Source organism: Nocardiopsis chromatogenes YIM 90109 (assembly GCF_000341185.1).
Lineage (GTDB): Bacteria > Actinomycetota > Actinomycetes > Streptosporangiales > Streptosporangiaceae > Nocardiopsis_A > Nocardiopsis_A chromatogenes.
On the sequence record NZ_ANBH01000254.1, the window covers coordinates 14,141 to 37,941 of the forward strand.

At 74.7% G+C, this 23,801-nt stretch carries 18 protein-coding genes and 1 pseudogene; 13 read left to right on the top strand and 6 right to left on the bottom strand.

Translation table 11 applies throughout. The annotated features are described in order from the left end of the window. Nucleotides 1–51: 51 nt before the first annotated feature. The 3 genes and pseudogenes from D476_RS36615 to D476_RS0123460 form a co-directional block, all read right to left on the bottom strand. Nucleotides 52–792: pseudogene (locus D476_RS36615) on the bottom strand (1-phosphofructokinase family hexose kinase); the annotation flags it as partial. Beyond that, nucleotides 789–1,550, bottom strand: a complete 762-nt coding sequence (locus D476_RS0123455) for a DeoR/GlpR family DNA-binding transcription regulator (RefSeq protein WP_017626359.1) — start codon at nucleotides 1,548–1,550, stop codon at nucleotides 789–791. The pseudogene D476_RS36615 and the gene D476_RS0123455, both read right to left, overlap by 4 nt. Nucleotides 1,551–3,434: 1,884 nt before the next feature. After that, nucleotides 3,435–3,989 (bottom strand): GNAT family N-acetyltransferase, encoded by a 555-nt coding sequence (locus tag D476_RS0123460; protein ID WP_017626360.1) that lies wholly within the window; start codon nucleotides 3,987–3,989, stop codon nucleotides 3,435–3,437. 121 nt (nucleotides 3,990–4,110) lie between these two features. Here D476_RS0123460 and D476_RS0123465 point away from each other — a divergent pair, with 121 nt between their 5' ends. From D476_RS0123465 to D476_RS34285, 12 genes are all read left to right on the top strand, one after another. Further along, complete coding sequence (locus D476_RS0123465) at nucleotides 4,111–5,157, top strand: sensor histidine kinase (protein WP_017626361.1); 1,047 nt, start codon at nucleotides 4,111–4,113, stop codon at nucleotides 5,155–5,157. After that, a complete protein-coding gene (locus D476_RS0123470; protein ID WP_017626362.1) occupies nucleotides 5,154–5,951 on the top strand; it encodes a LytR/AlgR family response regulator transcription factor in 798 nt (265 codons plus the stop codon). Before D476_RS0123465 ends, D476_RS0123470 begins: the two co-directional genes overlap by 4 nt. Further along, nucleotides 5,951–6,301, top strand: a complete 351-nt coding sequence (locus D476_RS0123475) for a hypothetical protein (protein WP_017626363.1) — start codon at nucleotides 5,951–5,953, stop codon at nucleotides 6,299–6,301. The genes D476_RS0123470 and D476_RS0123475 overlap by 1 nt, the downstream gene beginning before the upstream one ends. Further along, nucleotides 6,301–7,986, top strand: a complete 1,686-nt coding sequence (locus D476_RS0123480) for a sodium/solute symporter (RefSeq protein ID WP_017626364.1) — start codon at nucleotides 6,301–6,303, stop codon at nucleotides 7,984–7,986. Before D476_RS0123475 ends, D476_RS0123480 begins: the two co-directional genes overlap by 1 nt. Nucleotides 7,987–8,450: 464 nt before the next feature. Next, entirely contained in the window at nucleotides 8,451–8,882 is a 432-nt protein-coding gene (locus tag D476_RS0123485; protein ID WP_017626365.1) for a VOC family protein, read from the top strand. Between the two features lie 228 nt (nucleotides 8,883–9,110). Then, entirely contained in the window at nucleotides 9,111–9,494 is a 384-nt protein-coding gene (locus tag D476_RS0123490; protein WP_017626366.1) for a DUF485 domain-containing protein, read from the top strand. Further along, a complete protein-coding gene (locus D476_RS0123495; RefSeq protein WP_017626367.1) occupies nucleotides 9,491–11,083 on the top strand; it encodes a solute symporter family protein in 1,593 nt (530 codons plus the stop codon). Before D476_RS0123490 ends, D476_RS0123495 begins: the two co-directional genes overlap by 4 nt. A 356-nt stretch (nucleotides 11,084–11,439) precedes the next feature. After that, nucleotides 11,440–12,171, top strand: a complete 732-nt coding sequence (locus D476_RS0123500) for a hypothetical protein (RefSeq protein ID WP_017626368.1) — start codon at nucleotides 11,440–11,442, stop codon at nucleotides 12,169–12,171. A 155-nt stretch (nucleotides 12,172–12,326) separates the two neighbouring features. Then, the gene (locus tag D476_RS0123505) at nucleotides 12,327–13,379 is read left to right on the top strand and encodes an ArsR/SmtB family transcription factor (protein ID WP_239648808.1); all 1,053 of its coding nucleotides are present in this window, start codon (nucleotides 12,327–12,329) and stop codon (nucleotides 13,377–13,379) included. Between the two features lie 319 nt (nucleotides 13,380–13,698). Then, a complete protein-coding gene (locus D476_RS0123510) occupies nucleotides 13,699–13,950 on the top strand; it encodes a GlsB/YeaQ/YmgE family stress response membrane protein (protein WP_017626370.1) in 252 nt (83 codons plus the stop codon). Nucleotides 13,951–14,214: 264 nt separating this feature from the next. Then, complete coding sequence (locus D476_RS0123515; RefSeq protein WP_017626371.1) at nucleotides 14,215–15,570, top strand: LCP family protein; 1,356 nt, start codon at nucleotides 14,215–14,217, stop codon at nucleotides 15,568–15,570. A gap of 196 nt (nucleotides 15,571–15,766) precedes the next feature. Beyond that, nucleotides 15,767–17,137 carry a L,D-transpeptidase gene (locus D476_RS34285; protein ID WP_020380486.1) on the top strand — a complete coding sequence of 457 codons (1,371 nt, stop codon included), beginning with the start codon at nucleotides 15,767–15,769 and terminating at the stop codon, nucleotides 17,135–17,137. Between the two features lie 781 nt (nucleotides 17,138–17,918). Here D476_RS34285 and D476_RS0123525 read toward each other — a convergent pair. Both D476_RS0123525 and D476_RS0123530 read right to left on the bottom strand, forming a co-directional pair. Then, nucleotides 17,919–18,992 carry a hypothetical protein gene (locus tag D476_RS0123525; RefSeq protein ID WP_017626373.1) on the bottom strand — a complete coding sequence of 358 codons (1,074 nt, stop codon included), beginning with the start codon at nucleotides 18,990–18,992 and terminating at the stop codon, nucleotides 17,919–17,921. A 346-nt stretch (nucleotides 18,993–19,338) separates the two neighbouring features. Further along, the gene (locus D476_RS0123530) at nucleotides 19,339–20,589 is read right to left on the bottom strand and encodes a hypothetical protein (protein ID WP_152529416.1); all 1,251 of its coding nucleotides are present in this window, start codon (nucleotides 20,587–20,589) and stop codon (nucleotides 19,339–19,341) included. 252 nt (nucleotides 20,590–20,841) lie between these two features. Between D476_RS0123530 and D476_RS0123535 the strand changes: the two genes are divergently transcribed. Beyond that, entirely contained in the window at nucleotides 20,842–22,611 is a 1,770-nt protein-coding gene (locus D476_RS0123535; protein ID WP_017626375.1) for a sensor histidine kinase, read from the top strand. On the opposite strand, the gene D476_RS0123540 is transcribed toward D476_RS0123535, so the two are convergent. Next, a complete protein-coding gene (locus D476_RS0123540) occupies nucleotides 22,560–22,910 on the bottom strand; it encodes a VOC family protein (RefSeq protein WP_017626376.1) in 351 nt (116 codons plus the stop codon). The genes D476_RS0123535 and D476_RS0123540 overlap by 52 nt on opposite strands. Between the last annotated feature and the right edge of the window lie 891 nt (nucleotides 22,911–23,801).

The following is a 23,801-nucleotide window of genomic DNA, read 5'->3' on the forward strand; positions in this document are numbered from 1 at the left end:
GGAGGAGGACAGGTACCCGGCCAGGGCGCAGTCCCCGGCGCCGACGCTGCTGCGCGGGGCGAGCGCGGGGCCGCCCGCCCAGGCGGCGCCGCCGTGGTCCACCAGCAGGGCGCCGTGCCGCCCGAGGGTGAGCAGCACCGCGCCGTTGCCGGGGGCCAGGGCGCGGCGGGCGGCGGCCACCGCGTCGCCGACGGTGGACAGCTCCTCGCCGACCAGGTCGGCCAGCTCGGCCTCGTTGGGTTTGAGCAGGTCGACGCCGCCGCCCTCGACGGCGGCGCGCAGGGCGGGACCGGAGGTGTCCACCGCGACGGGGACGCCGTACCGGGCGGCGGAGCGGGCCAGCAGGGCGTACAGGGCGTCGGGGGCGCCCTCGGGGAGGCTCCCGGCCGCCACCAGCCAGCGGGGGCCGGCGGCCAGCAGCGCTTCGGCGGCGTCCGTCAGGGCGCCGGTCTCGGCGGGGGTGAGCGGCGCCCCGGGCATGTTGACCTTGGTGGTGGTCCCGGCGGCGTCGGTGAGGGTGACGTTGCTGCGGGTGGGGGCGGACACGCCGACCCGTTCGCAGGGGACGCCGTGCTCGGCCAGGAGCGCGGCGAGTTCGCGGCCGGGGGCGCCGCCGAGCGGGAGCAGGGCGGTGGTGGCCACGCCGTTGCGGTGCAGGGCGCGGGAGACGTTCACGCCCTTGCCGCCGGGGTCGGTGGCCCATCCGCGGGCGCGCAGCACCGCGCCGGGCACGAGCGCGTCGACCTCCAGCGTCCGGTCGACGCTGGGGTTGGCGGTGAAGGTGGTGATCATGCCAGCACCACCCGCGGCCCGGCGGCGCCCAGCTCGTCGGCCATGCGGGGGTCGAGGCCGGTGTCGGTGACCAGGCAGTCGACGTCGGCGAGGTCGGCGAAGCGGGCGAAGCGGTCGTCGCCCACCTTGGTGTGGTCGGCCAGCAGGACGACGCGGCGGGCGGCACGCACCATCCGGCGCTTGGCCTCGGCCTCGGCGGTGTCGGGGGTGGTCAGGCCGCGCTCGACGGAGACGCCGTTGGTGGCGATGAAGGCGGCGTCGACGTAGACCTCCTCCAGCACCCGCAGGGCCCACCCGCCCACGGCGGCCTGGGTGCGGGGGCGCACCCGGCCGCCGATGAGCAGGGGGGTGATGCCGGGGCGGCCCGAGACCAGCGCGGCGATGGGCAGCGAGTTGGTGACGACGGTGAGTTCGCGGCCCGGGGGGAGGCGCTCGGCCAGGCGGCGGGTGGTGGATCCGGCGTCCAGCAGCACGGTGCCCTCGTCGGGCAGCTCGGCGAGCGCGGCCTCGGCGATGCGGTCCTTCTCGGCGGCCATCAGCGTGTCGCGCTGGGGCAGGGCGGGCTCGAAGCCGATGCGCTCGATGGGGATGGCGCCGCCGTGCACCCGCCGGACGGCGCCGGAGCGCTCCAGGGCGGTCAGGTCGCGCCGCACCGTCTCGTGCGTGACGTCGAACTCCTCAGCGAGCGCGGCGACCTCCACCCGCCCGTCCTCCCGGGCCCACTCCAGGATCGCCCGGCGCCGCTCTTCCCCGTACATGTGGTTTCTCCTGTGTTTCTATGTGGTTATCTGTGAGTTTAAGCATGCCTCCCACATGAACACAAGGGCGACTTCACCGAGTGGCCCCCCATCACCGCAGGTGAAGAGCGCACAGAAGGAGCGGGGCGACCCCTGGGCCCGACCGGGGGCCGCCCCTCGGACCCGCCTGGGGATGGCGGCCCCTCGGGCCTGCCCGGAAGATGGCGCCCCCTCACGGCCCGGACCGGCACGGCAAGGAAGTGAGCGCGGCGACGATGCAGGTCGGCGGCCCATACGGCAGCATCGCCGGGCGACAGGCGTGCGGACGGTCGCCGTGGTTCGGCAACGACGGGACCAGCAGGTACCCCGCTTAAGGCTGCTTGCCGGGCGGCGGGCCGCCGGGGTGCAAGGGAGAAGGCGGCGACGACCAAGGCAGGTGACCCTTCCGGCAGCGCCGTCGGGTAGCGGGCGTGCGGATGGTCGCTGAACTTGGCAGCGACGGCCGAGCAGGTGCCCCGCTCACCGCCCCCGGCCGGGCGGCGGGTTGGCGGGGCGCAGGGTAGGGGGCGGCGGCGAAGGAGGTCGGCGGCCCTTCCGGCAGCGTTGCCGGGTGGCAGGCGTGTGCATGGCTGCTGTTCTTAGCGGCGACGGGGCCGGCCGGTGCCCCGCTCCGTGCTGCTTGCCGGGCGTCGGGCCGCCGAGTGCGAGGCAGAGGGCGGCGACGGGGTCAGCGAGGTGGTTCCCGGACCCTGTCTGCCGGGCGGCGGGCCCCTCGCGGTCCGGGACGGCGGCGCGGCGTGGTCCGGGAGGGCGGCGCGGCACCGGGGTTCGCGCTCTTCGCCCCCCCGGGGCGGCCCTCCGACCCGCACCGAGAACCTCCATGCGCCATGACCTGGGAGAACACTCCGCGTTAAGTGCGAGCGGGAGCGGGAAGCACGCCCAGCGACGCCCGCGGACGCCCCGGAGCGACGAACACCGCGATTCCAGAACAGGTTCTCGGAACGGAATGCCCCGTTCCTGCCCAATTGGGATGTTCGGCTCGGGCGCGGGGGCGGGCACGGGGCCCCCAGGCCCTTCCGCCGGGCTCCCGGTGCCCGCGCGGGGCCGATATCGGCTACACGCAGTGACACCGGGCCCGGCAAACGGCCCAGGTGTGCCGTTTAAGGCCCTGTCGCCCCCGAAACCCGTTCAGGTATCGCGATGAACGCACGCCCGCACCGCCCGCGATGCCGCCCCGGCCGTCGAACAGCGCGCGGGACGCGCCGCGACACCCCGAGAATCGGGCGAACCGGACACCGGGCCAGTAGCGGCGGCCCGGAACCCGCCTTCCGGGCCCTACTGACACCCCCCGGGGGGCATCCTGCGTCGCGGAACCGCCGCTTCCGGGGCGGCCGGGCGGCGATCCCACCGCACAGGAGCACCGGAGCCCCCGCCCACCCGGCCGCGCCGCCCCGCCCGGACCGCGAGGGGCCCGGCGCCCGGCAGGCAGGGCCCGGAAACCACCCCGTTCACNGCACCGGAGCCCCCGCCCACCCGGCCGCGCCGCCCCGCCCGGACCGCGAGGGGCCCGGCGCCCGGCAGGCAGGGCCCGGAAACCACCCCGTTCACACCGTCGCCGCCATCAACGGCGACCACGCACACGCCCGTTACCCGACAACGCTGCGCCGAGGGCCGCCGGCCTCCGTCGTCGCCGCCCTCCACCTCATGCTCCACCGGCCCGACCCCCGGCCAGAGCCGGTGAGCGGGGTACCTCCTGGGCCCGTCGCCGCCCAACACGGCGACCACTCACACGCCCGCCACCGGTTGTGCCGCCCCACGGGGCGCCGGTCTGGTCTCGGCGCCGTGCCTCGGGGACCCGAACCGAAAAGAGGGGTCTTCCGTGGAGCGGCGGAATCCCGGCGGTCCCTACAGGTGCTTGGCGAACCAGTGGTCCGCGTAGGGACCATCGTTGAAGGGGGCGATCTCCTGGTAGCCGTTGGCGGCGTACAGCCTCCTCGCCTCGACCAGGTCGCTTCGCGTGTCGAGCCGCACGAGAGTGGCGCCGCCATCCTTTGCCGCCCGTTCGGCCGCCTCCAGCAGCAGCGCCCCGCCGCCGAGGCCGCGCGCCCGGGGGTGGACGAACAGGCGCTTGATCTCCGCGACGGCGCCGCCGTCGAACCATTTCAGGCCCACGCAGCCCACAGGCCCCTCGGGGCCCCGCCCCTCCGCTCCCTCCGCGCCTTCTTCACCCTCTGCACCCACCGATTCCTCCGCGCCCACCGGGGCGCGGGCCACCAGGAACAGACCGCTCGGCGGGGCGAGAGCCCCGCTCGGCTCCTCCTTCATCGCCGCGTCGATGTCGGCCTCGGCCGCCGGGCGGCCGTAGTAGCGGGTGACGATGTCCCGGTAATACCCGCGCAGCACCTCCACCGCTTCCGGTCCGCTCACGTCCATGGGGGTGATCTCCCAGTTCATCCGCATCCCGCTCTCCCTTCCTCCGATACCGGCACCTAGAATCCATAGACGTTGGTGTCCTACATCACCCCGGCCCTGCCACCTCACCCTGCGACGCCTCCGACGCCCACGACGCTGGAAGACGGCCATGCCTCCGCTCCTCGCCCGGACCGACCACACCCAGTCGACCGCAACCCTGGTCGCGGCGCGGAGCGTGTCCGAGCGGCTCAAACACGGGCTCAACGGTCCCGGGAGCCGAGGGGCCGCCCGTCACCTTCGGCACCTGCTGGGCGCGCGCGGGCTGGCGCTCGCCGACCTGTCCGGGCAGCCGATCTGGTCCGGCCGCCGCGCCGAGCACGCCGAGACCGCGCCGCTGCTGGAGGCGGTGCTGCGCGGGGAGGCCTCCCGCGGCTCCCCTCCCCTGCAGGCCGCCCCACTGCACGCCGGGGACGACCTCGCCGGGGCCCTGCTGGTGCACGGCGACGTCAGTGCCCGCGCGGTCCGGGAGGCGGCGCTGCTCGTCGCCCGCGCGCTGGAGAGCGGGCGGCTGGAGGCCTCCGCGGAGCGCGCCGCCCAGGCCGAATTCCGCGCGCTGCGCGCCGAGATCTCCCCGCACTTCGTCTACAACGCGCTCACCGTGATCGCCTCCCTCGTCCGCTCCGACCCCGACCGCGCCCAGGAGCTCATGCTCGACTTCGCCGACTACACCCGATACAGCCTGGCCCGGCACGGCGACTACACCACCGTGTCGGAGGAGTTCCACGCCATCGAGACCTACCTGGCGCTGCAGCGCGCGCTGCTCGGCGACCGGCTGCGCGTGCAGGTGCGGGTGGCCCCCGAGGTCCTCGGCGTCGCCGTGCCCTACCTGGTGCTCCAGCCCTTGGTGGAGAACGCCGTGCGGCACGGTGTGGAGCCCGGCGGCGGCCCCGGCCTCGTGCAGGTGTCCGGGCTGGCCGAGGGCAACGACTGTGTGATCGGCGTGGAGGACGACGGCCCCGGAATGCCCCCTGAGCGCGCCCGCGAGGTGCTGTCCGGGGAGCGCGAGGACGGCGACGCCGTGGGCCTGTCCAACGTGGACCGCCGCCTGCGCCACGTCTACGGCCCCTGGTACGGCCTCGTCGTGGAGACCGAGGAGGGCGCCGGGACCCGGGTCGTGGTGCGCGTCCCCCGCTTCCAGCCGGGGGTGCTGCCGTGACGCCCGCACACCGCCCCACCGCCCGGCTGCGCGTCCTCGCCGTCGACGACGTGCGGCCCGCCCTGGAGGAGTTCGCCCGGCTGCTGGACGCCTCCCCCGACGTCGCCGAGACCGCCACCGCCGACGACCCCATCGGCGCGCTGAAGCAGATCCAGGCCGGGCGGTTCGACGCCGTCTTCCTGGACATCTCCATGCCCGGCCTGGACGGCCTGGAGCTGGGCTCGCTGCTGTCCCGGCTCAGCGAGCCGCCCGCGATCGTGTTCGTCACCGCCCACGAGCGGCACGCGGTCACCGCCTACGGCATCGGCGCCGTCGACTACCTCCTCAAGCCCGTGCGCGCCGAGCGGCTCGCCGCCGCCCTGGACAAGGTGGCCCGCACCGTGCGGAGCGCCCCCGGGGCGGCGGCGCCCGGCCCGGCCCCCCGCCCCGATCCCGACCCGCTTCCGGTGCTGCCGGTGGAGACCGCCGGGCGCACCCGGTACGTGCGCCGCACCGAGGTGTTCTACGCCGAGGCCAACGGCGACTACGTGCGGCTGCACACCCGCGGCGGCGCCCACCTGGTGCGGATGCCGCTGTCCCGGCTGGAGGAGTACTGGGGGCGGTGCGGGTTCAGCCGGGTGCACCGCGGCTTCCTGGTGGCCCTGGACGCGGTGCGCGAGCTGCACAGCGACACCGCGGGCCAGCTTTTGGCCCGCACCGAGGTGGGCGACGTGCCGGTCAGCCGCCGCCACGCCCGCGAGCTGCGGGAGCGGCTGCTGCAGGCGGCCCGCGGCGGACCGGGTGGGCCCACCTGATGGAGCGGCCCCGCCGGGTGGCGGTCACCAGCCCCCAGACCCGCCTCGCGCACGCCCGCGGCCGGGCCCGCGGCCGCTGGCGGGTGGCCCGCCTGGACCCGGCCGACGCCGAGCGCGCCGAACACCTGCTGCGCCGCCAGCGCCGCCAGGCGGTGGCCGCGCTGATGCTCACCGGCCTGGTCGTGGTCGGGCTGCCGGTGCTGCTGTGGGCGCGCCCCGGCCTGGACGCGGTGCACCTGCTGGGCGTGCCCGCCTCCTGGGTGGTCATCGGCGCGCTGCCGTACCCGGCGATGGCGGCCGTGGGCCTGTGGCAGCTGCTGCGCGCCGAGCGGATCGAGCGCGGACGCTGATGGTCGCCCTCGCCGCGCTGGTCCCCCTGCTGCTCGTCACCCTGGCCATCGGGCTGCGCGGGGTGGCCGCCATGCGCACCACCTCCGACTTCCTGGTCGCCTCCCGCCGGGTGTCGCCGCTGCTCAACTCGGCGGCGGTGTCGGGGGAGTACCTGTCGGCCGCCTCCTTCCTCGGGGTGGCCGGGCTGATGCTCAAGGACGGCGCCGGGGCCCTGTGGTACCCGGTCGGGTTCGCCGCCGGGTACCTGGCGATGCTGGTGCTGGTGGCCGCACCGATGCGCCGGTCGGGGGCGCTGACCGTGCCCGACTTCGCCGAGGCGCGGCTGGGCTCGCCCTGGCTGCGGCGGCTGGGCGCGGTGGTGGTGCTGGTGGTGGCCGGGCTGTACCTGGTGCCGCAGCTGCGCACCGCCGGTCTGGTGCTCAGCGCGGTCAGCCCCACCCCCTACTGGGTGGGTGTGGTGATCGCCGGTGCGGTGGTGGCCACCGCGCTGGCGCTGGGCGGCATGCGCGCCGCCACCTACGTGCAGGCCTTCCAGTTCTGCCTGAAGCTGGTGCTGTTCATCGTCCCCGCCCTGTGGCTGCTGGCGCTGGCCGGGCCGGACGTGCGCGCCCAGGCGGTGGAGCCGGGCGAGTACACCCGGTTCGAGCACGACACGTCGGTCTCCTTCCGCACCGGCGCGGTGCTGCGGGTGGAGGAGCCGGTGGTGATCACCGAGCGGGACGGCACCCGGTGGAAGGCGGACGTCGGCGAGCACCGGGTGGACGCGGGGCGCACGCTGGTGTTCGAGGAGGGCGGCCGGGTGCCGTCGGTGCTGGGCAGCGCCCCGCCGGGCGGGCCCGACTGGCACCGGCCGCTGCTGACCACCGACGGGGGCGGGTACCCGCTGCTGTCCACGGTGTCGGTGCTGACCGCCACCGTGCTGGGCACCATGGGGCTGCCGCACGTCATCATGCGCTTCCACACCAGCCCGGACGGGCGCTCGGCGCGCCGCACCGCCGCCATCACGGTGGCGCTGCTGGGGGTGTTCTACCTGTTCCCGGGGGTGTACGGGGCGCTGGCCCGGGTGCTGGTGCCGCACCTGTACCTGTCCGGGGCCACCGACACGGCGGTGGTGGCGCTGCCCGCCCAGGTGGACCAGGGGTGGCAGGGGACGCTGCTGACGGCGCTGCTGACCGCGGGGGCGTTCGCCGCGTTCCTGGCCACCTCGATGGGGCTGCTGCTGGTGGTGGCCGGGGCGGTCGCGCACGACCTGCTGCCCGGCGGGCTGCGGCGGCTGCGCGCGGCCGTGCTGGGGGCTGCGGCGGTGGCGGTGCCGCCCGCCCTGTTCGCGGCCGGGATCGACGCGGGCATCCTGGTCACCTGGGGTTTCACGGTGGCGGCCTCGACGTTCTGCCCGCTGCTGGTACTGGGCATCTGGTGGCGGCGGCTGACCCCGGCGGGGGCCCTGGCCGGGGTGGCGGCCGGGCTGGCGGCCTCGTCCGGGGCGATCGCGGTGGCCCTGTTCGGCCCGCAGGTGCCGGGGTGGGCGGGGGTGCTGGTGGCCCAGCCCGGGCTGTGGACGGTCCCGTTGGCGTTCGCGGTGATGGTGGCGGTGTCGCTGGCCGGGCGCCCCCCGGCGTGGGCGCGCACCGCGGTACTGCGGCTGCATCTGGACGACGACCACCGCGGCCCGTCCCTGCGCTGAGGCGCGCCCGACGCCTCGGCTCCGAGGCCCCGGCCGCGCCCGTCGAAGGGGTGTGACTCTCACGCCGCACACCGTGCGTCCTCGGCGATGATCTCGACGGAAGTGCCGTCAAAACCGCTGATTTGACAGCACCATCGCCGAGATCATCGCCGGGTCGAAGGGAAAGGACACCACCCCCGAGGACGTGACCGACCCCGGGGCGCGTCCATTGGAGTGGTGTGGTGCCCGTCCGACCGGGTCAGCTTGGTCGTTACGGCTCTCGGGGCGGCCTGGCACGGTTTCCAAGCCCTGACCGCCGCCCCGCACCTCGGCCGGGCCACCGCCGAAAGCCGCACCGCTCCGGCGGACGCCGTCGGAACCCGGCCCATCGCGGACACACTGCGTCCTCGATCGCCGATAGCGTCGCCGCCGACCCTGCCCGGTGGAGGGCGGACCGGCGGAATCGACCGGCGTGGAGGAGATTCATGGACGAGCAGAGGTCCGGTGCGGCACCCGCGGGGTACACCTCCGTCGCCCCCTGGGTCGTCACCGACGATACGGGGGCCTTCTTCACCTTCGTCGCCGAAGCGTTCGGCGGCGAGGAGATCGGACGGGTGCCGACCGAGGACGGCCGGATCGGCCACGGGGAGATCCGGGCGCTCGACGCGGGCGGCACCCTGGTCACCCCCGTGGACGACGACGCCTTCGGGCAGCGCGGCGGACGGGTCAAGGACCCCTTCGGCAACATCTGGTGGGTGACCGCCCACCTGGAGGACGTCACCGAGGCCGAGGTGTGGCGGCGCCTCGGGGAGCCCTCGTACGCCGCGGGCATGCGCGAGGCGCAGGAGACGCTGGACGCCGAGCTCAGCGGCCGGGCCGCCGGGCGGAGCAGCGCACCGGTGCGCACCGCCGGCTGACCGCGGGCCCGGTCCGGAGCGAGGGCCGGAGGGCGGACCCGGCGAGGTCGGGGACCGTACCGGTGGGGCCGAACGGTTCCGAGGGCCCACCGCTCGTCGCGCCCGGCCGACCGCTCGTCGACCGCTCGGCGCACGCGGGAGCGCTTCCGCCCCCGACAGGTTACGCGGCCCACCACCTGCTCCTTACTGTGGCGCGGAGCACATTCGCCCATCCCCTGGAGGTGCAGCGTGACCGGAACCGGCTATGAGCGCGACGTCGGAGGGACACCCGCCGACCAGTGGCGCGAGGTCCAGGCGGGGCCGGAGTTCACCGAGCTCCGGCGGCGGCTCCGGGTCTTCGTGTTCCCCCTGACGGCGTTCTTCCTCGCCTGGTACCTGCTGTACGTGCTGCTGGCGGTGTTCGCCCCCGGCTTCATGTCCACCCCGGTGGCCGGGAACGTCAACGTCGGCATCGTCTTCGGCCTGCTCCAGTTCGTGACGACGTTCGTGATCACCGGCCTGTACGCGAGCTACGCCAACCGGCGGCTGGACCCCATGGCCGACCGGCTGCGCGGACGGATCGAGGGCGGCCCCGGCGGCGGGCGGACCGACGGCGAGGGGGAGGACCGATGAGCGAGATCAACCCGGTGCTCAACATGAGCATCTTCGGCCTGTTCGTGGCGGTGACCCTGTTCATCGTCTTCCGGGCCAGCCGCAACACCAACACCGCCGCCGACTACTACGCCGCCGGGCGCTCCTTCACCGGCCCGCAGAACGGGTTCGCGATCGCCGGGGACTACCTGTCGGCCGCCTCGTTCCTGGGCATCTGCGGCGCCATCGCGATCAACGGCTACGACGGCTTCCTGTACTCCGTCGGCTTCCTGGTGGCCTGGCTGGTGGCGCTGCTGCTCGTGGCCGAGCTGCTGCGCAACACCGGCAAGTTCACCATGGGCGACGTGCTGGCCTTCCGGATGCGCCAGCGCCCGGTCCGGGCCGCCGCCGCGCTGGCCACCCTGGCGGTCTCCTTCTTCTACCTGCTGGCGCAGATGGCGGGCGGGGGCAGCCTGGTCAACCTGCTGATGGGCATCGAGGGCGAGGTCGGCCAGGCCATCGTGATCGCCGTGGTGGGCGTGGTGATGATCCTCTACGTCCTCATCGGCGGCATGAAGGGCACCACCTGGGTGCAGATCATCAAGGCGGGCCTGCTGATCGCGGGTGCGCTGGTGATGACGGTGTGGGTGCTCGGCCTGTACGGCTTCAACCTGTCCGAGCTGCTCGGGCGGGCGGCGGCGCAGCCCGACGGCGCGGGCCGGGACCTGCTGGCCCCCGGCGTCAAGTACGGCGAGAGCATCCTGACCCAGATGGACTTCATCTCCCTGGCGCTGGCCCTGGTGCTGGGCACCGCGGGTCTGCCGCACGTGCTGATGCGGTTCTACACCGTGCCCACCGCCAAGGAGGCCCGCCGCTCGGTCGTCTGGGCGATCTCCCTGATCGGCCTGTTCTACCTGTTCACCCTGGTGCTCGGGTACGGCGCGGGCGCGCTGGTGGGCCCCGAGGAGATCTCCTCGGCGCCGGGCGGGGCGAACGCGGCGGCGCCGCTGCTGGCGCTGGCGCTGGGCGGCCCGCTGCTGCTCGGGTTCATCGCCGCGGTGGCGTTCGCGACGATCCTCGCGGTCGTCGCCGGGCTGACCATCACCGCCTCGGCCTCCTTCGCGCACGACGTCTACGTCAACGTGATCCGCAAGGGCAAGGACTCCTCGGCGATCAACGAGGTGAAGGTGGCCCGGATCACGGCGCTGGTGATCGGCGCCTGCGCGATCGCCGGGGGCATCCTGGCCAAGAACCAGAACGTCGCGTTCCTGGTGGCCCTGGCGTTCGCGGTGGCGGCCTCGGCCAACCTGCCGACGATCCTGTACACGCTGTTCTGGAAGCGGTTCAACACCACCGGCGCGCTGTGGAGCATGTACGGCGGCCTGGCCGCCGCGATCCTGCTGATCGTCTTCTCCCCGGCGGTGTCCGGCAGCGAGACGGCGATGATCCCCGGCGCGGACTTCGCCTTCTTCCCGCTGAGCAACCCGGGCCTGGTGTCCATCCCGCTGTCGTTCCTGCTGGGCTGGCTGGGCACCATGCTGTCCAAGGAGAAGGCCGACCCGGACAAGCAGGCCGAGATGGAGGTCCGCTCGCTCACCGGCGCCGGGGCCGAGAAGGCCGTGGCGCACTGACCCGAAGACCAGCCACACCGAGGGGGAGGGCCGTGCGGTCCTCCCCCTCACCTCATTCCCCGTCGGCCGCCGAAGGGCGCGCGGACGGGTGTCGGCCGACCGGCGCGGTCCGGTCGGCCGACACCGGGGAGAGCGGGGCGCCGTCGCGGGCGGCGCCATGGCGGGCACGGCTCCGGCCCTGTGCACGGCGCGGAAGAGGACATACGGCACGGGGGTCCCCTCGTGCAGCGGGGATGGTGTCCGGGCGCGGAACGACACGTGTTTCCGGGCCCGCAGAAGGCCCAGGAAACTTGACAATTCGCCTCTGGTTCGCGAATGCTGCCGCACCACCCGCTCCCCCTTCTTTGGAGAACGCCATGGACGAGTTCCTCCTCGTGCTGACCGGTGGCGCCATAAGCCTCGCCAGCAGCGCGACCGTCACCTGGCTCCAGACCCGCCACGCCAACCGCGGTGAGTCCAGGGCCGTCGCCCGCGAATCCACCCGCCGCCTGACCGGCCTGTTCATCGCCGAACGCGACGCCGCCCTGATGGGCGAGGGCCCCTCGGCCGGGCTGGCCGAGGCCGAGACGCTGGCGGTGGCCCTGGCCGACCGCCGCACCCGCGAGCGCATCCGCGACGCGGTGCGGCTGCTGCGCGAACTCCACCTGACCGAGCTCCAGGAGCTCAGCGGCCAGCGCGCCGCGCCGGGGCGCCGGATGCTCTGCGACCACGCCCTGGAGGTGCTGGGCGCCCACTTCCGCGGCGAGAAGGTCCCGGCCGCCCCGCAGGCCATGCAGAAGATGCTGGACGTGGAGGACGAGGCGCTGAGCATCCGCTCCGGGTCCCTTCCGGGGCGCGCCGCCGACGGCGCCGCCGCGGTCTCGGCCGCGTCGGGCCCCCGCTCCGCCGAGCCCGCGGCGGAACCGGGCGGGTCCGCCGGCACCGGGGAGGAACCCTCCGCCGACTCCACCGCATCCACCTCGTCGGGGCCGTCGGACCCCTCGGGCCCGTCCGAGACGTCCGCCTCGTCCGCCCGCAAACCGGGCCGCCGCCCGCGCACCAAGGCCCGCACCAAGGACCCCGAGGACAGCGACTTCTGGAAGGAGTGATCCTTTCATCCCAGGACGGCCCACGGTTCGTTCTGGGACGATCATGGGAACGCCTGACACATCGGCCGCGTCTGACCGCTCAAAGGAACACAGAGGCGCCCCTTACCCGCCACGACCTTGCTCCGGCTGGTGGCAAGGGGCTCTGACCTGTCACGATGGGCGAACCCCGCCCGGCCATCGCGGAGATTCAGACACCGATGCTGCGCATCCACTTCACCGACGCGGACCTCGCCCGCACCAGTGTCGCGGCCGGCGCGGACCCCATGTGGGAACTCGTCCTCAGCCTTCACCGGCTGCAGAACCGCCGGGGCCGCACCCTCGTCGACTGCTGGTACGCCTCCGCCCGGGAACGCCTCGCCTCCACGGGCCTGACCCCCGACGTGAAGAACCGACTCATCCCCATCGCCCCGCAGTCGATGTACTTCCCCGACTTCCTCACCCCCGACGAGGGGCGGCACGGCTTCGAGGCCGCGGTGGAAGCGATCGAGGGGCTCCCCCGCAAGGAACTCGACGCCCAGCTCGGCATCGTGGCCACCATGGGCGACGGCCTGGGCGCGTGGGCGCGCTCGCTGGCCGACGGCGACCGGCGGGCCCGCCGGGAGCTCGCCGAGTCCCTCCGCGACTACCGCCGCGTCGCCCTGGAGCCGTTCTGGAACGACCTGCACGCCGACGTCGACGCCGACCGGGTGCGCCGCTCCCGGGACGTGCTCAACGGCGGGGTGCACGGCCTGCTGCACGGCTTCGAGCCGCTCATGCGCTGGGAGCAGCCGGTGCTCAGCGTCGTCTACCCCGGCGGCGAGGACATCGACCTGTACCTGCGCGGACGCGGCCTGCGGCTCATCCCGTCCTACTTCTGCTGGAAGTACCCGGTGGCGCTGGCCGACCCGGAGCTGCCGCCGGTGCTCGTCTACCCCATGCACAACGGCGTGTACCGCACCCGCAAGGAGAACCTGCTGTCCTCGGGGGAGGAGCGGATACTGGGGAACCTGCTGGGCGCCACCCGTGCGGCGGCGCTCACGGCGGTCGCCGACGGGGTGACCACCAACGAGCTGGCGGCGCGGCTGCACATCTCCCCCGCGGCGGCCAGCCACCACACCCGCGTGCTGCGCGAGTCGGGGCTCATCGTCAGCACCCGCGACCGCAACCACGTCCTGCACACCCTGACCACGGCCGGCGCCGAGCTCCTCGGGGCCGGACGGCGCGGGTGAGGCCCGTCGGATGTTCCGGCCGGGGGCACCCCCATCCCTGCCCCCGGCCGGGTCCGGCGAACACCTACGCCGTCCCGTGTGCCCGTCCTGCACGCGGTGCGGCGAGTCGGGTTCGGCGCGGTCACGCCCCACCCATGGTGCCGACCGCCCTCACCTCACCGCCACACCCTTCAACCACGCTCTAAAAGCGCAGGTCACAGCGTTTTCAACAGCGACAAAAGCGGCGTCGGGCACACATTCCGGGGCCGGATCGCGGAAAGGAACACCCTCAGGGGCCGCGCCCCGCCGGTCCATCCGGTGCGATGTAAGGGGGAACGCCGTGACCATCACCGGCATCATCAGCGCGATCGTCGTGGGACTGATCATCGGGGCCCTGGGCCGCCTGGTCGTCCCCGGAAAGCAGCACCTGTCCATCTGGCTGACCCTGCTGTTGGGCATCGTCGCCGCGTTCGTGGGCGGCTGGATCGCCTCGCTGTTCACGACGCTGTGGATCTTCGTCCTGGTCGTGCAGATCGTCGTGGCGGCCGCCCTGGTGTACCTGGCGGACGGGCTGTACGCACGCCGGGCGTGACGGCGGCCCGCTGGCCCGCGCGGGGCGCGCCCGGACCGGGCGCGCCCCGCGGACTTTCCACCGGGATTCCGCGCAACGATTCCGAATACGGGCATCCTCCACGCGCAATTCCGGCCGTCCATCTCATAGGATCGGCTCACCCGCGGAGGACGATCCCCACCGCCGCGCCATGGTCCGCCCGTGTCCTGTCGGCCCTCCCCCGCACTCGGCGGCGCGACCCGCACGGACCCCCGTCCAACGCTCACGTCGAGAAGATCCCCACCGATGCCCGATGACGCCACCCGCCCCGGCGAGGGCGAACCGTCCGCGGAGGCCACGGCGGGACGGCCGCCCGGCGAGCCGCCCCCTCCGGCCCCGGCCCGGGGGCGCCGCCGCAGGCGGCTCGCCCGCGCGCTCGGCTGGACCGCCGCCGCCCTCACCCTCGTACTGGCCGCAGGGGCCGCCACGGCCTACGGCTACTACCGCTCGCTCCGCTCCGACATGGTCCAGCACGACCTGGACGCCGCCCTCGACGGCGAGGAGCGCCCCGAGAAGATCGGGGACGACATCAACATCCTGTTCATCGGCTCCGACGACCGCGAGGACGGCAACGCCGCCTACGGCGGCAAGGACTTCGTCGGCGAGCGGTCCGACGCGCTGATGCTCGCGCACATCTCCCCGGACAGCCGGGTGACCGTGGTGAACTTCCCGCGCGACTCGCTGGTGCGCCTGCCCGAGTGCGCCCCCTACGGCGAGGCCGAGGGCACGCCCGGCTACTACGGGATGATCAACGCGGCGCTGTTCCACGGCGGGCCGCCGTGCGCGGTCAAGACCGTCGAGTCCCTGACCGACGTGCGCATCGACCACTTCGTGCACCTGAGCTTCGTGGGCTTCCGCGACATGGTCGACGCCGTCGGCGGGGTGCGGATGTGCATCCCCGAGCCGATGCACGACGAGCGCGCCCAACTCGACCTGGACGCCGGGGAGCAGACGCTGGACGGGGAGGAGTCGCTGGCGTTCGTGCGGGCCCGCTACGAGATCGGCAACGGCGGCGACATCGGCCGCATCGACCGCCAGCAGATGTTCCTGGGGGCGCTGGCCTCGGAGGTCACCGAGGGCGGGGTGCTGACCGACCCCGCGCGGCTGGACGGCCTGCTGCGCTCGGTCTCCGAGCACACCGCGACCGACAGGGACCTGAGCCTGGACAAGCTCGTCTCGCTGGCCTCCACGCTGGCCGACGCGGACATGGGCGAGATCGGCTTCTACACCGTGCCGTGGGCGCAGGCGCCCAGCGACCCGAACCGGGTCGTCTGGCGCGAGGAGGAGGCGGCCGCGCTGTTCGCCGCCATCAAGGAGGACCGCGACCCCGGGCAGGCGCCGGAGAGCGGACCGGGGGAGGAGGCCGACGGGGAGCCCGGCGGCGGCCCGTCGGACCCGCCCGAGGCCGAGCCGTCGCCCGCCCCGGGCGCCGAGCCCTCGTCCTCGGACGGCCGGGACGGCACCGGAGTGGTCCCGATGTCCGCCCTGTCCGACGACGGCGGCAGTGACACCGCCCCGGAGGACGGCCTCCAGGGCCGGGACGCCACCGCCGACCCCTGCCGGGACGGCCTCGGCCGAGGGACCGGCGACGACGAGCAGTGACCGCCGGGCGGCCGGAACCGGCCGCCCGCCACCCCCCGTTCGGCGGGGAGGACCCGGTTTTGGTGGAATGGGACCGGGAAATTTCCGCGCCTTTAGAACCGAATCCCCCGAAGCGGGATCAGAACGGGCACGGAGTGCGTGCCGCCCCTCGCGACGCACCCGCCCCTCCCCGCCCCGACGACCTGGAGGACCCCCAGTGACTCCCCGCCCCGTCCTGTTGTCCCCCCGCCGCCTGTCGGCGCTGGGCGCCGCGGCCGTCGTCCTCGCCGCGGCCGCCTGCACCTCCGGCGGCGACGAGGGCGACCTGACCGGCACCGCCGAGTCGGCCGAGCTGGCCATCGCCCCCGGGGACGGGGCCGAGACGGTCGCCCCCGACGCCCCCATCACCGTCAGCGCCGAGAACGGCGAGATCACCGACGTGGTGGTGGAGCAGGCCGACCCCGAGGGCGAAGGCGAGGCCGACACCTCGATGTCCGGGTCGCTGAACAAGAAGAAGAGCGAATGGAGCAGCGACTGGACGCTGACCCCCGGCTCGGACGTCACGGTGACGGCGGTGGCCGAGAACGCCGACGGCGAGGAGACCGAGGCGGTCAGCCGCTTCACGGTGGAGCCGGCGGTCGAGGGGCGGCGCCTGGAGGTCAAGACCGACACCCGTGAGCGGCAGCTGCTCGACGGGCAGACGGTCGGCGTCGGCATGCCCGTCGTCATCGACTTCGACATGCCGGTGGAGAACAAGGACCGGGTCGAGGCCGCCATGGACGTCGTCTCCGAGAAGCCGACCGAGGGCGCGTGGAACTGGTTCGGCGACAAGCGCGCGGTGTTCCGTCCCAAGGAGTACTGGGAGCCGCACCAGAAGGTCACCGTCGACCTGAACCTGGCGGGGGTACAGGCCTCCGACGGGGTCTACGGGGTGGAGAACGAGTCCATCGAGTTCGAGGTGGGCCGCGAGCAGCTCGTGGAGATCGACAACGACGAGCACCACATGACGGTGGAGCGCGACGGCGAGAAGCTCAAGGAGTTCCCGGTCAGCCTGGGCCAGAACACCCAGCACACCTACATCACCCGCAGCGGCGTGCACCTGGTGATGGAGAAGCACACGAACTACCGGATGAGCAACGACACGCTCGGCGTCTCCAAGGACGACCCGAACTACTACGAGGAGGTCGTGGACTTCGCGGTCCGCATCTCCGACTCGGGGGAGTTCCTGCACAGCGCCCCGTGGAACGGGATGCTGGGCGAGGCCAACACCAGCCACGGCTGCGTGAACATGGCGGTGTCGGACTCCCAGTGGATCTACGACGAGTCCCTGCCCGGCGACCCGGTCGACATCATCAACAGCGGCCGCGAGATGGAGGTCGACAACGGCTGGGGCTTCTGGGTCCGTGACTGGGACACCTGGCTGGAGGAGAGCGCGACGGGCGAGCCGACCGACACCGGGTCCTCCGGTACCCCCGGCTCCCCGCACGGCGAGCCGCACGAGGCCGGTGACGGGGACGGCGCGGACGACGCCTCCGGGGACGGCTCCGACGAGGCGTCCGGGCAGGACGCCGACGGGGGCGGGGCCTGACGGCCGCCGCCGACGCGGCACTCAGCGGGGCCTGAAGGGGCCCAGCCGGTCCGGACCGGCTGGGCCCCTCTTCTGTCCACCGGGGCGGGCCGCCCGTTTCGGTCACAGAATCCGGCGGAGTCGGCGAGTGACCGAAACCCCCGGCGGCCCCTGGTCAGTCTCGGGGAAGTCGGCCTGAAGAACGCGCATATAAGGCCGCCCCACGACCGTGGCGATCACACCGGCCTCGGTCGGACGGTAACGGCACCGCTCCAGCGGACACGACCGACCGACGATCGACATGGGTGTGCCCCCTTCCCGCCACGCCGTGGCCTCTGCGTGGTCGATCTGGGGAGAACCCCTACGAGCGCGCTTTCAGCGTCGTCGCCTCAAAGACCGACACGGGTCCCGGCGCGAGTCCAAGGGGGCGGGAGCGCATGAGAGGGCCGCGTCCGCTGGAGTGGTGGAACTTCTGTCCGGCCGGGTCGGCCCGCTGGTTACGGTTCCGGGGTGGACCGGGCCGCCTTCCAAGCCCTGACCGGCGGGCGGCCGGGGGCCGNNGTCGGCAAAAGTGCCACCACCCCAGCGGACACGGCCCATAAGAATGCCGCCCGCGGTCCCAGCGGACACCGCGGGCGGCATTAGGGGCCCTGAGCGGGCGACCAGGCTCCGGCAACTCCGTCCGGAGGGTCCCCACAACCCAGCCGGACGCCCCGCTCGCCGGGGCCGGTCGCGCACCGCCCAGGGCCGTCGTGCATCCCGCGGTGGACGGAGACACGCGGGACGCACGGCCTGGGGGGAACTAGCCCAGAGGCGCCTCCTGGGCCCCGCCGACGGCGGGCAGCTCAGGGCCGACCGACAGGCCGTCGGCCACGTCGGTGTTCAGGCCGTCGGAGGGCGCGCCCTCCGCGGGCAGGCCGCCGCCGACCCCGGGCAGCGCGCCCTCGGTCACGGCGTCCGTCGGCAGGCCCTCGGTCGGGAGGGACTCGGGGGCGGGCAGCTCGTCCGCCGACAGCTTGTCGGTGGGCAGGCCCGCGACCGTGTCGGCGACACCGTCCCGGTCGACCGTGACCGGCGGCTCCTCGGACATGGCGTCCAGCTCCTCGGCGGTGTTCGGCAGGACGGTGCCGACCGCGCCCTCGGCCTGGTCGGCGACGCCGCCCACCAGGTCGCCGGAGGCACCCTGCTCGGCCGAGGTCAGCTTGCGCGGGTCGTCCTGCTCGGCCACCACGACCATGTCGGAGACGGTGTCCGCGACCCCGCGCACCGCGGGCCCGGCGCCGGGGGCGGGGTTGCCCTTGGGGGTGCTGTTGACCGTCCCGTGCACGAGGCCGTTCAGGCTCTCCGCCGGGTGGCTCTCGACCGGGTTTCCGGCCAGCGGCGCGGACTGGTGGGCGCGCAGGGGCTTCAGCGCCCCGTTCCCGTTCAGCACGCGGTTCACGGTGCTGTGCGCCGTCCCGTTCAGCCCCGGGACCGGGTTCCCGGCCAGGGCGCCTCCGCCGATCGGAGCGCTCTGGCGCTGCGTGACCGTCGGGTTCTGGCCCAGGGCCTGGTCGACGGCGCCGTCCAGGGTGTTCATCCCCTGCTCCACCGCGCCGCCCGCGCCGGAGGCGTCGGACCCGGCGAGGACGAGGTTGCGGGTGTCGGGCGCGGGCGCGGTGCGCGCCATGTCGGGCACCTCGCCCGCGGCCAGCGGGGCGGTGACCGGCGCCAGTGCCGCGGAGGCCATCAGCGGCGCGGCGTCGGTCAGCGGGGTGAGCGCCTGCGGGGCGGCCACGGGGGCGGCCGACGCGGCACCCGCGCCGAGGGCGGCGAAGCCGGCGGCGCCCGCCGCCACCAGAACGGCCTTCGCCGAATTCCGAGCGAACTCGAACATGGGAAATCCTTCCCGGATCGTGTGGTCTGTCGCTGTACGTGGGGATCGCCGCCGTGCGCCCGGCCTCCGGCGCTGCGCGGCCACTCGGTGGGTGGGGTTGCGGGCTCCCCGTCCGCGGGCTCCCGCGCCTGGTGGGCGGGGATCCTGTGGGTCGGGGCCGTCCGGCGGGTCTGGCGGACCGCCGGCCGGCGTGAACCCTCCCGGCGGGAGGAGCTCACGTCGGCCCCCAGGGCTCTGCGGCGCTGGGCGGTCAGGCGGTGCGGTACCAGGCGGGTGCCGGGACGCCGCGTCCAGATCGGCCCGTGCTCTCACGGCACGGGGTGACGCGGCCCGTCAGGCGGAGGTGCTAGTCCGGGGAGACACCCGGCTCGTCGGCGGGGTCCTGGGGCACGACCGCGGCGGGGACGCCGGGGGTGCCGGGCAGGCCGGCCGAGAGGCGCGGCGCGACGGCCGCGGGGAGGTAGCCCGCGACGGCGGGCGGGGCGCCGCCGGACGCCGAGGCGCCGACGGCCAGGGGAGAGGCCTGGTGGGCGGCGGGAGCGCCGCGGTCGGCCTCGGTGGGGGCGGCGGGGACGTCGGTCTCCGCCGGGACGGCGTCCCCGGCCCGCACGGGGGCGGGGGAGCCGTAGTCGTGTTGGCAGCCGCGGGAGGCGGGGGCGTGCGCCGTTCCGGCGGCATCGTCCTCGTCGCGCCCGTCGGCGCGCTCGCGCTCGTCGCCGTCGGCGCGCTCGTCCCGGTCGCCACCGCGGCGCACGTCAGCGGCGTCCACGGCGTCCCGGGCCGCCCCGAGGGCCTTGCGCGGCACGTCGGCGGCGCCGAGGGCGGCGGCGCCGCGCTGGCCGAGCCCGTTCAGCAGGCGCCCGGCACCCGGAGCGGCCGCACCGCGGCCGCCCTTGTCGCCGTTGCCGTTTCCGTTGCCGACGGCCTTGTCCGGGCCTCCGGCCTTCGGGTGCTCGGGGCCCAGCCCCGCCACGTCGCCGACCGCCGAAACGGCCGCGTTCGCCGTGCCGGTGACCGACCCGCGCGGCTTGGCGCCCTTGCCGGTCTCGCCGCCCTTGGCGCCTTCACCGGCGCTCTCAGGCTTGCCGAAGTTCCCGGGCTTCCCGGAGCCGCCTGCGGCCTGCTTCGGGGCCTCCTGGGCGCCGCCGCCCTGCGGGGCGGGGTTCGACTGCGCGCTCTTCGGCGCGGGTGCCGTTGCGGCGGGCGCCTTCTGCCCGGAGGCCGCCGGTGCGGCCCCGGACTGCTGCGCCCGGCCTGCGGCCCCGTTACCGCCCGAAGGCTTCTGGGAGCCGTTCGCGCCCGAGCCGTTCCGGCCCTTCTCCCCTTGGCCGCCGCCCGGCTGGGCACCATTCCCGCCGGAGGGGCCGCCTGCGCCGGGAGCGGCAGGGGCGGACGCCTCGGCGCCGCCCGCACCGCCGACGGCCTTCGGGCCGCCCGCGCCGGGGCCGTCGTCGGCCGCGGCCGCGGCGGAACCCGCCAGCCACGCGGCCGCCACGAACCCGGCGACGCACAGGGTCCTCCGCGCGGTCCCCGCGGTTCCGGCGCGCACGGCGGCCAGCGCGCGCATCGCGCGTCCCGGCCTTTCCGTGCATCGCATCGCGGGTCCTCGATTCGGCGGAGGGAGGAATACGGTCGGAGAGCGTCGGGCCCGCGGGGGCGGCCCGAATTCTGAACGCGACCGTAGCATGAACCCCTATACGGACAACCCTGATCACTAATTTTTTCCGTCACGGGCCGCACCGGAACGGATCGCCTCCCCCGGCCGCGGGGACGCTCCGTCACGAATGCCGGTAATTTTCACGGTGGGAAGCGAGTCGCACCGATAGCGTGACGGTCGGAGGTAGGACCTGTGCCCGAACTCCCCGAAGCCACCCCGCGCCCGCGGACCAGCCTCGACGAGCTGCTGGCCGAGCTGAACACCCGGCTGCAGACGGAGCTGAGCAGCCGGGACCGCGTGCACTCGCTGCTGGAGGCCGTGCTGTCCATCGGCCGGGAGCTCGACCTGGGAACCGTGCTGCGGCGCCTCACCCAGGCCGCCGCCGACCTGGTGGACGCCCGCTACGCCGGGCTCGGCGTCATCGGGGAGGACGGCCGGTTCAGCGAGTTCATCCCGGTGGGCCTGACCGAGGAGCAGGCGGTCAGGGTGAGCCGGTTCCCGCACGGGGAGGGCCTGCTGGCGGTGCCCACCCGGGAGCGCCGCCCGCTCCGGCTGAGCGACCTGTCCCGCCACCCCGGGCGGCACGGGTTCCCCGACGGGCACCCGCCGATGCGCTCCTTCCTGGGCGTCCCGATCCAGGTGCGCGACGAGGTGTTCGGCAACCTCTACCTGACCGAGAAGCGCGGCGCCGGCCAGTTCGACGAGGACGACGAGGCCGTGGTGACGGCGCTGGCCACCGCCGCGGGTGTGGCCATCGAGAACGCTCGGCTGTACGAGGAGACCCGGCGGCGCGAACGGTGGCTGTCGGCCTCGACCGAGATCACCACCCGGCTGCTGTCCGGGGACGACCCGCACGACGTGCTGGGGCTGCTGGCCCGCAACGCCCGCGAGATGGCCGGGGCCGACATCGCCGTGGTGCTGCTGCCCGAGCCGCGCGGGCGGGAGCTGGTCGCGCAGATCGCCGACGGGCCGGTGGCGGGGGAGATCCTGGGCACCCCGCTGGCGGTGTCGCAGACCGCGTGCGGCGCGGTGTACCGGCACGGCGAGGCGGTCACCATCCCGGACCTGCGGCACGCCGACTGCCCGATGCTCACCCACCGCGGCTTCGGGCCGGGGCTGCTGGTGCCGCTGGGTACCCCGGACCGCACGCGCGGGGTGCTGCTGCTCGCCAAGAAGGGGGTCAGCTCCCCGTTCGGGGCCACCACCCGGCACATGATCGACGCGTTCGCCGGGCAGGCGGCGGTCGCCCTGGAGCTGGCCGAGGCCCGCCGGGACGCCGAGCGGCTGGTGGTGCTGGAGGACCGCGACCGCATCGCCAAGGACCTGCACGACGTGGTCATCCAGCGGATGTTCGCCTCGGCGATGACGCTGATGAGCACGCTGCGGCTGGTGGACGCCCCGCAGGCGCGGGACAGGATCCAGCACACCATCGACGACCTCGACGAGACGATCCGGGAGATCCGCTCCACGGTGTTCGCGCTGCAGACCCCGCCGACGCGCAGCGACTACTCGCTTCGCGGGCGGATCCTGGACGCCGCCGAGGGGGCGGCCCGCTCGCTGGGCTGCCAGCCGGGGGTGCGGCTGGAGGGGCCGATCGACGCGTCGGTGCCCGAACAGGTGGCCGAGCAGCTTCTGGCGGTGCTGGGCGAGGCGCTGTCCAACGTGGCCCGGCACGCGCACGCCACCGAGGTGCACGTGTCGGTGGACGTGGACACGCACGTCACCTTGCACGTGAGCGACAACGGCAAGGGCATCGAGCCGTGCGGGCGGCGCAGCGGCCTGCGCAACCTGGAGGAGCGCGCGCGGGACCTGGGCGGCACGTTCAGCGCCGAGCCCAGCCTGACCGGGGGCACTCTGCTGCGGTGGAGCGTCCCGCTACCGGGCCGGGCGGAGGAGGCGGGGGCCGCGGCTCAGCCGGACGTCAGGCAGAACACGTTGCCCTCGGGGTCGAGCATCCGCTGAAAGGAGCCCTGCGCGTCGGTGACGACGGGCCCCTCCACGGTGGCGCCCCGCTGCTGCGCGCCGCGCGCGGCGGCGGCGATGTCCTCGACCCGCACGTCCAGGTGGAACCGGAACCCGTCGGGGGCGGGCCCGGGGGCGGGCTGGAACGAGATCCGCGGGCGGTCGGGGGCGGCGGGCAGGTAGGACCACCCGTCCCCCCGGTCGACGGGGTCGGCCCCGAGGAGCCCGCCCCAGAACCGGGCCAGCTCGGCCGGGGCGGCGGCATTGACGACGATCTGGTCGAAGACGGCGGTCGGCATGCCGTGGAGACTACCGAAGCGGCTGCAGAGGCGGCAGGTCCGGCAGGTACCCCGCTTGCGGGCACCGGCCGGGCGGCGGGCCGCCGGGGCGTGAGGTGGAAGGCGGCGACGAGGAGAAGTCGGCGGCACTTCCGGAAGCGCTGTCGGCCGCCCGGCGCGTGGATGGTCACCCTGATCAGCAACGACGGCACAGCTGGTGCCCCGCTCCCCGGCCCCGGCCGTCATCCGGGCCGCCGGGGCACAAGGCGGAAAGCGGCGGCGAGGAGAGGTCGGCAGCACTTCCGGTAGCGCTGTCGGGTGGCGGGCGTGCGGGTGGTCGCCGGAGGAGCGGCGACGGGGCCGGCTGGTGCCCCGGCTGGTGCCCCGCTCAAGGCTGCTTGCCGGGCGCCGGGCCGCCGGAGTGCGAGGAGAAGCAGCGGCGACGGAGCGAGCCGGGCGGCGGGCCCCTCGCGGTCCGGGAAGGCGGCGCGGCACCGGGGTTCGCGCTCTTCCGCCCCCGTGGCGGCCGCCGGGTCGGCACGGTGAACCCCGCCAGACCTGTGACCTGGGTGGATACTCCGCGTTAGGTGCGGGCGGGGGCGGGAAACGCGCCCAGCGACACTCTTGGCGGCCCCGGGGCGACGAAGAGCGCGGTTCCAGAACAGGTTCTCGGAACGGTATGCCCTGTTCGTGCCTGATCGGGGTGTTCGACTCGGCCGTGGGGGCGGGCGCGGGGCCGCCCGGCCCCCTCCGCCGGGCTCCCGGGACCCGCGCGGGGCCGATATCGGCTACACGCCGTGACACTGGGCCCGGCAAACAGCCCCGGTGTGCCGTTTAAGGCCCTACCGGCACTGAAACCCGTTCACCTATCGCGATGAACGCACGCCCGCACCACCCGCCGGGCCGCCCCGG